This is a genomic window from Kitasatospora sp. NPDC007106, assembly GCF_040634455.1.
In the GTDB taxonomy this organism is placed as follows: Bacteria; Actinomycetota; Actinomycetes; order Streptomycetales; family Streptomycetaceae; genus Kitasatospora; species Kitasatospora arboriphila.
Genome location: NZ_JBEYFP010000126.1, coordinates 1 through 12,869, shown reverse-complemented (window position 1 = coordinate 12,869; position 12,869 = coordinate 1). Strand labels below are relative to the sequence as shown.

The 12,869-nt window shown below is 75.7% G+C and carries 13 protein-coding genes; 10 read left to right on the top strand and 3 right to left on the bottom strand.

The window, feature by feature from the left end; translation table 11 throughout:
- On the top strand, positions 1 to 966 hold a 966-nt coding region (locus tag ABZ641_RS13985; protein ID WP_359981669.1), incomplete at its 5' end, for a hypothetical protein.
- Positions 951 to 1,793 (top strand): tetratricopeptide repeat protein, encoded by an 843-nt coding sequence (locus ABZ641_RS13980; RefSeq protein WP_344627756.1) that lies wholly within the window; start codon positions 951 to 953, stop codon positions 1,791 to 1,793. The genes ABZ641_RS13985 and ABZ641_RS13980, both read left to right, overlap by 16 nt.
- A gap of 107 nt (positions 1,794 to 1,900) precedes the next feature.
- Here ABZ641_RS13980 and ABZ641_RS13975 read toward each other — a convergent pair whose 3' ends face one another.
- The gene (locus tag ABZ641_RS13975) at positions 1,901 to 3,265 is read right to left on the bottom strand and encodes a DUF1015 domain-containing protein (RefSeq protein ID WP_359981666.1); all 1,365 of its coding nucleotides are present in this window, start codon (positions 3,263 to 3,265) and stop codon (positions 1,901 to 1,903) included.
- 240 nt (positions 3,266 to 3,505) lie between these two features.
- Between ABZ641_RS13975 and ABZ641_RS13970 the strand changes: the two genes are divergently transcribed.
- A complete protein-coding gene (locus tag ABZ641_RS13970) occupies positions 3,506 to 4,000 on the top strand; it encodes a tetratricopeptide repeat protein (protein ID WP_344627758.1) in 495 nt (164 codons plus the stop codon).
- A 113-nt stretch (positions 4,001 to 4,113) separates the two neighbouring features.
- On the top strand, positions 4,114 to 5,184 hold the full coding sequence (locus ABZ641_RS13965; RefSeq protein ID WP_344627759.1) for an HAD-IIA family hydrolase: 1,071 nt from the start codon (positions 4,114 to 4,116) through the stop codon (positions 5,182 to 5,184).
- Between the two features lie 19 nt (positions 5,185 to 5,203).
- Here the strand turns inward: ABZ641_RS13965 and ABZ641_RS13960 are convergent, their stop codons facing one another.
- Complete coding sequence (locus ABZ641_RS13960) at positions 5,204 to 5,551, bottom strand: SCP2 sterol-binding domain-containing protein (protein ID WP_359981662.1); 348 nt, start codon at positions 5,549 to 5,551, stop codon at positions 5,204 to 5,206.
- 162 nt (positions 5,552 to 5,713) lie between these two features.
- On the opposite strand from ABZ641_RS13960, the gene ABZ641_RS13955 reads away from it, so the two are divergent.
- The 4 genes from ABZ641_RS13955 to ABZ641_RS13940 all read left to right on the top strand — a co-directional run bounded on the left by ABZ641_RS13955 (position 5,714) and on the right by ABZ641_RS13940 (position 8,550).
- Entirely contained in the window at positions 5,714 to 6,538 is an 825-nt protein-coding gene (locus tag ABZ641_RS13955) for a hypothetical protein (RefSeq protein WP_359981660.1), read from the top strand.
- On the top strand, positions 6,531 to 6,686 hold the full coding sequence (locus ABZ641_RS13950) for a hypothetical protein (RefSeq protein WP_344627762.1): 156 nt from the start codon (positions 6,531 to 6,533) through the stop codon (positions 6,684 to 6,686). Before ABZ641_RS13955 ends, ABZ641_RS13950 begins: the two co-directional genes overlap by 8 nt.
- A 58-nt stretch (positions 6,687 to 6,744) precedes the next feature.
- Positions 6,745 to 7,551, top strand: a complete 807-nt coding sequence (locus tag ABZ641_RS13945) for a TlyA family RNA methyltransferase (RefSeq protein ID WP_344627770.1) — start codon at positions 6,745 to 6,747, stop codon at positions 7,549 to 7,551.
- Positions 7,552 to 7,644: 93 nt separating this feature from the next.
- Positions 7,645 to 8,550, top strand: a complete 906-nt coding sequence (locus tag ABZ641_RS13940; protein WP_030273388.1) for an NAD kinase — start codon at positions 7,645 to 7,647, stop codon at positions 8,548 to 8,550.
- A gap of 82 nt (positions 8,551 to 8,632) precedes the next feature.
- On the opposite strand, the gene ABZ641_RS13935 is transcribed toward ABZ641_RS13940, so the two are convergent.
- Positions 8,633 to 10,135 carry a PLP-dependent aminotransferase family protein gene (locus tag ABZ641_RS13935; protein ID WP_359981656.1) on the bottom strand — a complete coding sequence of 501 codons (1,503 nt, stop codon included), beginning with the start codon at positions 10,133 to 10,135 and terminating at the stop codon, positions 8,633 to 8,635.
- Positions 10,136 to 10,424: 289 nt separating this feature from the next.
- Here ABZ641_RS13935 and ABZ641_RS13930 point away from each other — a divergent pair, with 289 nt between their 5' ends.
- Positions 10,425 to 10,958, top strand: coding sequence for a hypothetical protein (locus tag ABZ641_RS13930; protein ID WP_359981672.1), 534 nt, complete (start codon positions 10,425 to 10,427; stop codon positions 10,956 to 10,958).
- 173 nt (positions 10,959 to 11,131) lie between these two features.
- Entirely contained in the window at positions 11,132 to 12,865 is a 1,734-nt protein-coding gene (gene recN, locus ABZ641_RS13925; RefSeq protein WP_344627771.1) for a DNA repair protein RecN, read from the top strand.
- Positions 12,866 to 12,869 lie beyond the last annotated feature (4 nt).

Here is a 12,869-nt window from a genome sequence, read left to right as displayed (position 1 = left end):
GCGGTGGCGCTGGCGGTGGCTACCGCGGGCGCGACGATCGCCCCTCGTACGGCGACCGTCCGCGTCGCGATGACCGTCCCTCGTACGGGGACCGTCCGTCCGGTGGCGGCGGTGGCGGTGGCTACCGCGGCCGTGACGACCGTCCTGCCGGCGGTGGCGCTGGCGGTGGCTACCGCGGGCGCGACGATCGCCCCTCGTACGGCGACCGTCCGCGTCGCGACGACCGTCCCTCGTACGGGGACCGTGAGCGTCGTGACGACCGCCCGCGCGGTGAGTTCCGTCGTGACGACCGTCCGTCCTACGGTGACCGTCCCCGCCGCGACGACCGTCCGTCCTACGGTGACCGTCCGCGTCGCGATGACCGTCCCTCGTACGGGGACCGTCCGTCCGGTGGCGGCGGTGGCGGTGGCTACCGTGGCCGTGACGACCGTCCTGCCGGCGGTGGCGCTGGCGGTGGCTACCGCGGGCGCGACGATCGCCCCTCGTACGGCGACCGTCCCCGCCGCGATGACCGTCCGTCGTACGGGGACCGTGAGCGTCGTGACGACCGCCCGCGCGGTGAGTTCCGTCGTGACGACCGTCCGTCCTACGGTGACCGTCCCCGCCGCGACGACCGCCCCTCCTACGGCGACCGCCCGCGTGGTGAGTTCCGTCGTGACGACCGTCCGTCCTACGGTGACCGTCCCCGTCGTGACGACCGTCCGTCCTACGGCGACCGTCCGTCCTACGGCGACCGTCCGTCCGGTGGCGGTGGCTACCGCGGCCGTGACGACCGCGACCGGGGTGGCCGCGGTGGCAGCCGGCCGTACGGTGACCGTGGTGACCGGGGCGGGCGCTTCGAGGGCCGCCGTGACGACCGTCGGGACTACGACGACCGCCGTGGCTCGCAGGAGCCCGTCCAGCGGCTGCCGATCCCGGAGGACGTCACCGGGTTCGAGATCGACGCCGATGTGCGCCAGGACCTGAAGAGCCTGCCGAAGACCCTGGCCGACGACGTCGCGCGCAACCTGGTGATGGTCGCCCGCCTGCTCGACAGCGAGCCGGAGGAGGCCTACAAGTACTCCCGCGTCGCGCTGCGGCTGGCCTCGCGCGTCGCGAGCGTCCGTGAGGCGGCCGGTTTCGCCTCCTACATGACGCAGCGTTACTCGGAGGCGCTGACCGAGTTCCGCGCCGCCCGCCGGATGACCGGCCGTGCCGACCTGTGGCCGGTGATGGCGGACTGCGAGCGCGGTCTGGGCCGCCCGGAGCGCGCGCTGGCGATGGCCGGCGAGCCCGAGGTGAAGCAGCTGGACAAGGCCGGCCAGGTCGAGATGCGCCTGGTCGCCGCGGGTGCCCGCAGTGACATGGAGCAGTTCGACGCCGCCGTGGTGACGCTGCAGAGCCCCGAGCTCGCGTCCAGCTCCGTCCAGCCGTGGACCGCCCGTCTGCGGTACGCCTACGCGGAGGCGCTGATCGCCGCCGGGCGCGGCGAGGAGGCCCGCGACTGGTTCGCGAAGGCCGCCGAGGCCGACACCGACGGCTCCACCAACGCCTCGGAGCGGCTGGCCGAGATCGACGGCCTGGAGTTCGTCGACGCGCTGGCCGAGGACGAGGCGGAGGAGGAGGCCGAGCAGGCCGAGGCCCCCGCCCGCAGGATCGCGCACGACGAGATCGGCGACGACCGCGTCATCTACGAGGACGAGGAAGACGTCGAGGAGTACTACGACGAGGACGACCTCGAGATCGACGAGGACGACGAGGACGGGGCGCCCGAGGCGAAGGACGGCGGCGAGGACGCGCAGCAGCGCGACTGATCCCGCGTCCCCCGGGACCGGAGTGACGGAGGGCCCCACCGCAGCCGCGGTGGGGCCCTCCGTCGTTGTGTGCCGTGCGGCGTGTGCCGCGTGCCGTGCGGTCGGTGTCAGCCGAGGGCGAGCGAGCGCAGGACCAGTCCGGTCGCCGGCTTGGGGCCGAAGGAGGTCGACTTGCGGGGCATGGTGACGCCCTGCTCGGCCAGCCGCCGGACGACCCGCTCCTGGACCGGGTGGAGCAGGACGGCGGTGCCGCCGCTGCGGGCGGCCTCCTGCTCGGCGGCGCGTGCGGTGTGCAGGTAGCCGATGTGGTCGGGGGCGTCCGGGACCTGCCAGGTGTGGTCCAGCAGCGTCTCGTGCAGGACGGTGGCGTCGAGCCGGCGCCACTCCTCGGGCCGGTCGGTGCGGACGGTCGCGGCGATCCGCTCCTCGTCCGGTTCGCCGACCAGCCGGTACACCCCGTCCCCGCCGGTCAGCAGGAAGGCGTTGCCGCCGTGCTCCTTGGCCTCGGCGAGGGCCTGCAGGGCCGCGTCCAGCGGTCCGGGCACCTCCTTGACCTGCCAGTGCGGGGCGAGCGCGGCGACCGCGGCGGAGACCGGCAGGCGGTAGAGGACGCGGTGGATCGCCCGCACGTTGAGCGGGTAGCGGGCGGTGTCCACGAGCAGCACCATGCCGCGGTCCCAGGGGCTGCGCGGCAGGTGCCGGTGCTCGCGCTGGAGCCGCAGGTACATCTCCCAGCGGTGGTGGCCGTCGGCGATCAGGGCCCGGCAGGTGGCGAGGTCGCGGGTGACCTCGGCGAGGTCGGTGGGGTCGGTGACCGCCCAGAGCCGGTGGTCGGTGCCGTCGCTGGTCGTGGTGGCGAGCAGCGGTTCGCGGCGGGCCGCGCGCTCGATCACACCGGCGGCGCCGCCGTTTCCGCGGTAGGTGAGCAGCAGCGGTTCCAGGTTGGCGCGGGTGGTGCGCATCAGGCCGACCCGGTCGGCGACCGGCCGCGGCATGACGTCCTCGTGCGGCAGCACGACGCCAGCCTCGCGGCCGCTGACGGCGAGGGCACCGATCAGGCCGCGCTGCAGGGTGCCTCCGCCGGCCTCGTGGGTGCGCTGCTCGTAGACGTACAGCGCCGGTGCCGGGTCGGGGGCGAGCACGCCCTGCTGCTGCCACTCGGAGAGCAGCCGGGCGGCGTGCCGGTAGCGGGTGTCGCGGTCCGGGCGGTCCCCGGCGTCCTCCGGTTCGGGGCGGGGGAGGATCAGCCGGACCACGTTGTGCGGGTCCGCGGTCTCCAGGTCCTGCCGGCGGCCGGGGTCGACCACGTCGTACGGCGGCGACGTGACCGCGGCGAGGGTACCGACCCGGTCGGGGACGTACCGCAGGCCGCGGAAGGGGGACAGGGACAGCCCTGCGGTCGCGACGTGTCCGGGGTCGCCGGGGCCGCCCGCCGGAGCCGCAGCTCCGCTGTCCGCACTGGGTGCACTCATCGAATCTCCTCGCGTGGAAACCCCTGCCTCCGATCGGGGGGCCGGTGTTCACGTACAGGATCGCAGCAGGAGCGGCGGCGTCCCTCCGTATCGGTATCAGTGCACGGGCCGCGGGGCACGCGGGGGACGTGATCACGGGTGCGGAACGGGGCATGTTCACCGGGTGGGGAGTGTTGCCAGATCGGTGGAGAGGCCAGGCACCGGTGACGGGGCGGGCCGGGACCGGGAGCGAGGGACGGCATGGGCGGAGGCTCGGAGCGGGTGGGCGGCAGCGAGGGCACGGGTGCGCCGGAGGGCGACGTGTACGACTGGTTCCGGCGCGGGGTGCAACTGCTGGACCAGCGGCACCCGGCGGCGGCCGTGCAGTTGCTGGCGCGCGCGGCGGAGGCGGAGCCCGACTCCCGGTCGATCCGGGAGGCACTGGCCCGCGCCCAGTTCGACACCGGCTCGTACGCGGCGGCGCTGGAGAGCTTCCGGGCCGTTGCGCTGGCCGATCCGTCCGACGACTACGCTCAGTTCGGGTGGGGCGTGGCGGCGGCCCGGCTGGGCGACTTCGAGTCGTCCGCCGAGCACCTGGCGCTGGCGGTGGCCATGCGGCCGGAGAACGCCCACTACCGGGCTGCGCTGAGGCAGACCCGGGCGACGCTCGCCGCGCGGGCCGGGGCCTTCGGGCCGCTGCTGCCGGGGGCGCCGGGCCGTCTGGCGCCGCCGGAGGAGCCCGACGGCGCGGAGTGATGAAGCGGCAACGGCGCCGCGGCCCGAGCGACGACGCACGACGCACGGCATCCCATGTACGACGCACGACGACGCACGACGATGCACGACGACGGAACGAGGACGAGCAGCCGATGACGGACACCGCGACCAGCCGGGCCACTGCAGCGACGACCACGGGGGAGAGCCGGGGGCGGACCGCTCCGGAGGGGTCCGCCCGGCCGCTCACCGAGGCGTACGACACCGCGCTGCTGGACCTGGACGGCGTCGTCTACGCGGGGCCGCACGCGATCGAGCACGCCGTGGAGTCGCTGGCGCAGGCCCGGGACGCCGGGATGCGGCTGGCCTACGTCACCAACAACGCCTCGCGGCCGCCGCGGGTGGTCGCCGAGCACCTCACCGAGCTCGGTGTGCCGGCCGAGGCCGCGGACGTGATCAACTCGGCGCAGGCGGCGGCCCGGCTGGTCGCGGCGAAGGTGCCGGTCGGCTCGAAGGTGCTGGTGTGCGGCGGCGCCGGACTGGTCGAGGCGCTGGCCGAGCACGGCCTGGTCGCCGTCCGGTCGATGGACGAGCAGCCGGTCGCGGTGGTGCAGGGCTTCGACCCGTCGCTGGGCTGGAAGGACCTCGCGGAGGCTTCGTACGCGGTCGCCGCGGGGCTGCCGTGGATCGCCTCCAACACCGACCTCACGGTGCCGACCGGGCGCGGCATCGCGCCGGGGAACGGGATGCTGGTCGCGGCCGTCCGGGCGGCGACCGGCGAGGAGCCGGAGGTGGCGGGCAAGCCGCTGCCGCCGATGCACCGCGAGACGGTGATCCGCACGGGTGCGAAGCGGCCGCTGGTGGTCGGCGACCGGCTGGACACCGACATCGAGGGCGCCTTCAACGGCGGCGTCGACAGCCTGCTGGTGTTCACCGGCATCGCCACGCCCGCCCAGCTGCTCGCCGCACCGGCCGAGCACCGGCCGACGTACCTGGCCGCCGATCTGCGCGGTCTGCTGGTCCCCCAGCCGGAGGTCTCCGCGGCCGACGGCGGGTACGCCTGCGGCGGCTGGACGGCGCGGGCGGCGGACGGCGTACTGGTGCTCGGCGGCTCCGGCGACCGCTGGGACGGCCTGCGGGCGCTCTGCGCGGCGGCCTGGACGGCGCTGGACGCGGACGGCGCCCCCGCCGACGGACGGAAGGCGCTGGCCGAGCTCGGCTTCTGAGCCGTGGCCGCCCCGGTGGTCAGAGCAGGGTGCGCAGCCGCAGCAGGTCGCGGAAGCCGGCCTCCAGGCGGACGCGGCCGGCGGCCCAGGCGGAGGCGAAGTTGAGCCGGCCGCCGACGAGGGCGACCAGGTCGTCGCCGGACATCGCGAGCCGGATGTCGGCCTTGGCGGCGGGCTTGCCAGGGGCCTCGGTCACGTCCGCGATCCGCCCGTCGCGCAGGCGGCCGGAGAAGGTCAGGTCGAGGTCGGTGATGTGGCAGGTCAGCGAGCGGTCCATGGCGGCCGCCTTGCGGACGTCGCCCTCGGAGCCGGCCAGGTTGCGGCTGAGCTGTTCCAGTGCCGCGCGGCACTCCTCGATGGTGGCCATCGCCGTCCTGCTCCCGTCGACCGCGGTCGGAGGGCCGGGCGGCCGTCCGATCGCCCCCACGCTAACCCAGCGGGGGAACCCGGCCGGTCGTGCGGTGCAGCGGTGCGGGGGCGGTACGGGGTAGCGTCGGAGCGGACCCGGGCAAGCGGAGGAGGCGTTCGGATGCTGCGTGATGCGGTGCGGGGCGTGGTGGTGGTCGCGACGGGGATCGCGGAGGAGGCGGGCCGCCGGGTGGTGGGGGCGGCGTCCGACCTGCTGGAGCGCAGCGGCGTGGACGTCGCCGCGGTGGAGAAGCGGGTGACCGAGCAGATGCCGTCCTCGGTGCGGTCGCTGCAGATATTGGCGACCGAGGCGGTGACGGTCGGCCGGGCCGGTGTCGACCTCGCCGTCGGGGTGGCCCGCGGCGAGGTGGAGCGGGTGTTCGAGCGGGTCGGCGACCAGATGGTGAAGGTCGGCGTCGTGCTGAGCTACCTGGAGGGCAAGCTCCGCGCGGTCGACGAGGACGAGGACGTGGCACCGGCGCCGCGTACGGCCGGGAAGCCCGCGAACCGGGCGGACGGCCTGTTCGACGCCGGCTGGGACGACGGCGAGCCCGAGCCGACGGTCGCCGAACCGCGGCCGGAGCCCGTTCGCTCCGACGGTGCGGTGCCGGCCGAGGCCGCGCCGGAGCGGGACGGGAACGCCGCGGAGACCGGGAACGCCGCGGAGACCGGGAACGCTGCCGCGAACGGGGAGCCCGCCGCGAAGAAGGCGCCCGCGAAGCGCACGCCGGCGAAGAAGTCCTCCGCCCGGCCGGCCGCCGCGAAGAAGACCGCGGCCGACAAGACCGCCGCGAAGAAGACGACCACGAAGAAGACGACCACCCGCAAGGCGACGGCGAAGCGCACGACCGCGCAGCCGGCCGCCGTGAAGAAGGCGGCGGTGAAGAAGACGGTCGTCAAGAAGACGGTGACCCGCCGGGCCCCGAAGGAGGACGGCGGTGCCTGAGTCCGCCCGCACCGGTCACCCGGCCGTGGACGAATCGCTGGACCGGCTGGAGGCGTTGGACGGGGCGGAGACCGAGGCGCACCCCGCGGTGTACGAAGATGTTCACCAGCGGTTGACCGACATCCTGGCCGCCCTCGACGACGAGTGACCGCCCGCCCCGGCCGTGCCGGCCGGAGGGGCACGTAGGAGATGGAACAGCAGTGGCAGTGGCACGACGCCGACTCGACGCGGAGCTGGTGCGCCGCAAGCTGGCCCGTTCGCGGGAGCACGCGAGCGAACTGATCGCGGCGGGCCGGGTGACGGTCGGCGGGACGACGGCGACCAAGCCGGCGACCCAGGTGGAGACCTCGGCGGCGGTCGTGGTGGCGAAGGACGACAGCGACCCGGACTACGTGTCGCGCGGCGGCCACAAGCTGGCGGGGGCGTTCGCCGCGTTCGTGCCGCAGGGCCTGGTGGTCGAGGGGCGGCGGGCGCTGGACGCCGGTGCGTCGACCGGCGGCTTCACCGACGTGTTGCTGCGGGCCGGGGCGGCGCACGTGCTGGCGGTCGACGTCGGCTACGGGCAGCTGGCCTGGTCGCTGCAGAGCGACGAGCGGGTGACCGTGATGGACCGCACCAACGTGCGGGAGCTGACCGTGGAGGGGATCGGCGGGACGCCGGTCGACCTGGTGGTGGGCGACCTGTCGTTCATCTCCCTCGGTCTGGTGCTGCCGGCGCTGGCGGGCTGCAGCGCGCCGGATGCAGACCTGGTGCTGATGGTCAAGCCACAGTTCGAGATCGGCAAGGAAAGGCTCGGCAGCGGCGGTGTCGTGCGCAGCCCGGAACTCCGGGCCGAGACGATCCGTCAGGTAGCAGGAGAGGCCTGGCAGCTCGGCCTGGGAGTGCGGGCGGTCACGGCCAGCCCGCTGCCCGGGCCGTCCGGCAACGTCGAGTACTTCCTGTGGTTGCGTCGGGACGCGCCGCAGCTGGACCCGGCCGAGGCGGACCGGGCCGTCGCGGAGGGCCCCCGGTAGGGTGCTCGACGGACGTCCTGCCCCCGCCGCAGCGCGGTGGAGGCCGTGCGGGTCGACGACGATCCTGCAGACGTTAGGGAGAGGGCAGCGGGCATGAGCGATGAACGTACGGTCTTCCTGATCGCGCACACCGGCCGCGAGGCGGCGCTGCGCAGCGTGGAAGGGCTGGTGCACGGCCTGCTGAAGGCGGGGATCAGAATCCGGCTGCTGGCGTCCGAGGCGGTCGGTCTCGACCTGCCGGAGGGGGTCGAGCGGGTGCCGGGCGGGCACGGGGCGGCGGACGGCTGCGAGCTGATCCTCGTCGCGGGCGGCGACGGCACGCTGCTGCGGGGGGCGGAGCTCGCCCGCGAGTCGGGGCTGCCGATGCTCGGGATCAACCTGGGGCGGGTGGGCTTCCTCGCGGAGGCCGAGCGGGACGACCTCGCGGTCGTGGTCGAGCGGGTGGTCGACGCCGACTACGAGGTCGAGGAGCGGATGACGATCGACGTCCTGGTGCGCACCAACGGTGACGTGATCCACGAGGACTGGGCGCTGAACGAGGCGTCGATCGAGAAGGCGGCCCGGGAGCGGATGCTGGAGGTGGTCACCGAGGTCGACGGCCGGCCGGTGTCCAACTTCGGCTGCGACGGGGTGGTCTGTGCGACGCCGACCGGGTCGACGGCCTACGCGTTCTCGGGCGGCGGGCCGGTGGTCTGGCCGGAGGTGGAGGCGCTGCTGATGGTGCCGATCAGCGCGCACGCGCTGTTCGCCCGGCCGCTGGTGACCTCGCCGGAGTCGGTGCTGGCGGTGGAGGTGCAGCAGAAGACCCCGCACGGGGTGCTCTGGCTGGACGGCCGCCGCTCGGTCGAACTCCCGGCCGGGGCGCGGGTGGAGGTGCGCCGCGGCAAGACGCCGGTGCGGCTGGCCCGGCTGCACCGGGCGCCGTTCACCGACCGGCTGGTGGCGAAGTTCGCGCTGCCGGTGACGGGTTGGCGCGGCAGGGCGGGCAACCACCACTGACCGTCCGTAGGGCCCGCAGGCGATCCTCCTCGGCCGACCGGTCGGTGACGACCGGTCTGCCGGAAGGCCGGGTGACGTCAGGTCAGACCGCGAGCGGCTGGGGATCGCCGCCGGCCGGGGCGCGGCCGCTGCCGCGGGCGGCCCGGGCGGCGGCCTCGGCCAGCCGTTCCACCGCTGCCGGTACGGCGGCGGGCGGCACGGTCAGGGGGATCCGCAGGTAGTCCTCGAACGCGCCGTCCACCCCGAACCGGGCGCCGGCCGCGAGCCGGACGCCGATCCGCTCGCCCGCCCGGGCGAGCGCCGTCCCCGAGGTGCCGGCGGTGGCCAGCCAGAGCGCGAGGCCGCCCGGCGGCAGGGTGAACTCCCAGCCGGGGAGCCGCAGCCGCAGCTCCGCGGCGAGGGCGTCGGCGCTCGCCCGCAGCCGCTGCAGCTGGTGCGCCCGGACCTCGTCGAGCTGTTCGGCGATCATCTCGGCGGCGATCAGCTGGTCGAGGACGGGCGTGCCGACGTCGCCGAACACCCGGTCCGCGGCCAACTGCCGTACCAGGGCCGGCGCGGCGCGCAGCCAGCCGATCCGCAGCCCGCCCCAGAGCAGCTTGCTGGCCGAGCCGACGGTGATCACCTGGGCGGTGCGGTCGAGGGCGGCGGTGGGCCGGGGCAGGGCGCCGTCGTCGACGCCCCAGCCGAGTTCGGCGGTGGTCTCGTCGACGAGCAGCACGGTGCCGGCCGCGCGGGCGGCGGACAGCAGGGCGCGGCGCTGCTCCTCGGGGACGAGCGCGCCGGTCGGGTTGTGGAAGTCCGGGACGACGTACGCCACCCGTGGCGCGGAGTCGCGCAGGGCGCGGCGCCAGGCGGCGAGGTCCCACTGCGGCTGCGGGCCGGTCGGTCGGGCCAGCGGGACGGGGACGAGGCGGGCGCCGGCCCGGCGCAGCAGCTGCAGGCTGTGGGCGTAGCTGGGCGCCTCGACGGCGACCCGGTCGCCGCGGCCGAGCAGGGCCCGCCGGGCGAGCTGCAGGGCGCCCATGGCGCCGGTGGTGACCAGGATCTGGTCGGGGGAGGTGGGCAGTCCGCGGGCGGTGAAGCGGCGGGCGATCGCCTCGCGGAGCACCGGCACGCCGGTCGGGTAGTGGCCGTGCCCGGCGGCGTACGCGGGCAGCTGCTCCAGGGCGCGGGCGGCGGCCCGGCCGAGGTGCGGCTGCGGGGCGGGCAGGGCGGCGACGCCCAGGTCGATGACGGTGTCGCGCTGGTCCGGCGGGACGGGCTGCAGGGCGTCGGCGGGCGGCCGGGTGCCCTCCGGCAGGACCGTCCAGCTGCCGGCGCCGCGGCGGCTGCGCAGGTAGCCGTCGGTGCGCAGGGCCTCGTAGGCGGTGGCGACGGTGGTGCGGCTGAGCGCCAGTTCGGCGGCGAGTTCGCGTTCGGCGGGCAGCCGGGTGCCGACCGGGAGGCGGCCGTCGGCGAGCAGCGTCCGGACCTGTCCGGCGAGCGTGCGGTACGCGGAGCGGCGGCCGTCGCCGTCGGGTGCGCGGGCCGTCCGCAATAGCCGGGCGAAGGCGGGCGGGGTGATGGTGGTGTGCCACTCGGACATCGGAATTTTCCAGTCCACCTGATTCGAATTGGACCTGGATGGGCGTCGTGCGGACCGCCCATGATGGCGCCAGTCCGCGTATCACCGCAAGGGAGACCCGATGGCCGCCGCGCCCTCCGCCGAGACCGTTCCACCGACCGCCGGGACCGTCCCCGACACAGCCGCCCCGGCAGCCCCAGCCGCCCCCGACGCCCCCGTGCCCGCCCCCGGCGACGTGCCGCGCCCGCCGTCCCGGCTGGGCCGGCGGGTGCCCCAGCTCGCGGCCGGGCTGGTGCTGTACGGGGTGAGCATGGGCCTGATGCTGCGCGCCTCGCTGGGGGGCAACCCGTGGGACGTCCTCCACCAGGGACTGGCCCGGCACTTCGGGCTGAGCGTGGGCACCTGGGTGACGCTGGTCGGCGCCTGCGTCCTGCTGCTGTGGGTGCCGCTGCGGCAGCGGCCCGGGGTCGGCACGGTCGGCAACGTGCTGGTGCTGGGCGCGGCCATGGACGCCACCCTGCGGCTGGTCGAGGGGCCGCACGCGCTGCCCGCCCGGATCGCGCTGCTGGCCGCCGGCATCGTCCTGAACGGCCTCGCCACCGGCCTCTACATCGGCGCCCGGCTCGGCCCCGGCCCGCGGGACGGCCTGATGACCGGCCTGCACCGGCGCACCGGCCGCTCGCTGCGGCTGATCCGCACCGGCATCGAACTGACCGTGCTCACCGCCGGCATCCTGCTCGGCGGCACCTTCGGCGTCGGGACGATCGCCTACGCGCTGGCCATCGGACCGCTCGCCCAGTTCTTCCTGCGCTGGTGCACCGTGCCCGGAGGGTCCGCGGCCTGAGCGGCCGACCGGCCGGTCGGGCTCCGGTCGGGCTCCGGCCGGGGACGGCCGGTGCCGGGTGTCCGGAGGAACGGGGGGAACCGGCCCGGAAGGGATGAACTTGGTGCTGCGGGGGCCGGGCTCGTCGCGCATCGACGGTGGTACCTCGTAAGGTCGTCTCCGTGTTGGACGAGATGCGGATACGGGATCTTGGCGTGATCGACGACGCCGTGGTCGAACTGGCACCGGGATTCACGGCCGTGACGGGCGAGACCGGTGCGGGCAAGACCATGGTGGTGACCAGCCTCGGCCTGCTGCTCGGCGGCCGGGCCGACCCGGCCCTGGTGCGCAACGGTTCGGACCGCGCGGTGGTCGAGGGCCGGCTCAGCCTGCCCGAGGGCTCCCCGGTGGTGGCCCGCGCCCTGGAGGCCGGGGCCGAGCTGGACGACGGCGAACTGCTCATCAGCCGTACGGTCTCCGCCGAGGGCCGCTCGCGCGCCCACGTCGGCGGCCGGGCCGTCCCGGTGGGCCTGCTGGCCGAGCTCGGCGAGGACCTCGTCGCGGTGCACGGCCAGACCGACCAGCAGCGGCTGCTGCGCCCCTCCCGGCAGCGCGGCGCGCTCGACCGGTACGCGGGCGAGGCCGTCGCCGGTCCGCTGGCCCGCTACCGCGAGGTGTACCGGCGGCTGCGCGAGGTGTCGGCCACGCTGGAGGAGCTGACCACCCGGGCGCGCGAGCGCGCCCAGGAGGCGGACCTGCTGCGCTTCGGTCTGGAGGAGGTCGCCGCCGCCGAGCCGGTGGCGGGCGAGGACGTGGAGCTCGCCGCCGAGGCGGAGCGGCTCGGCCACGCCGACGCGCTCTCCTCCTCCGCGACGCTGGCGCACGCCGCCCTGGCCGGAGACCCGGCCGACCCGGACGCGGTCGACGCGGGCACCCTGGTCGCGCAGGCCCGCCGCGCACTGGACGCCGTCCGCCACCACGACGAGCGGCTCGCCGCCCTCGCCGACCGGCTGAACGAGGTCGGCTACCTGCTGGCCGACGTCGCCGGCGACCTCGCGGGCTACGCCGACGACCTGGACGCCGACCCGGTGCGGCTCGCCGCGGTGGAGGACCGCCGGGCCGTCCTCGGCCAGCTGCTGCGCAAGTACGCCGGTGCCGAGGGCACCCTCGCCGAGGTGCTGGAGTGGGCCGAGGCCGGCTCGCTGCGGCTCGCCGAACTCGACGGCGACGACGAGCGGATCGACGAGCTCGGCGCCCAGGAGACCGAGCTGCGGGCCGAGTTGGCGGAGCTGGCGGCCGAGGTGTCGGCCGCCCGGTACGCCGCGGCCGACCGGTTCGCGGCCGCCGTCTCCGCCGAACTCGCCGAACTCGCCATGCCGCACGCCCGGGTGACCTTCGCGATCACCCAGGTCGACGACCCGTCCGGCCTGGAGGTCGGCGAGCGCACCGTCGCCTACGGCTCGCACGGCGTGGACGAGGTCGAGGTGCTGCTCGCCCCGCACCCGGGTGCGCAGCCGCGGCCGATCGCCAAGGGCGCCTCGGGCGGTGAGCTGTCCCGGGTGATGCTCGCCGTCGAGGTGGTCTTCGCCGGCGCCGACCCGGTGCCGACCTACCTGTTCGACGAGGTCGACGCGGGCGTCGGCGGCAAGGCGGCGGTGGAGATCGGCCGCCGGCTGGCGAAGCTCGCCGAGTCCGCGCAGGTCGTCGTGGTGACCCACCTGCCGCAGGTCGCCGCGTTCGCCGACCGGCACCTGGTGGTGGAGAAGACCAACGACGGCACCGTCACCCGAAGCGGCGTCAAGGCGCTGACCGACGAGGAGCGGGTCCGCGAGCTCTCCCGGATGCTCGCCGGCCTGGAGGACTCCGAACTCGGCCGTGCGCACGCCGAGGAGCTGCTCGCCGCGGCCCGCGCGCCGCGCGGCCGCTGACGGC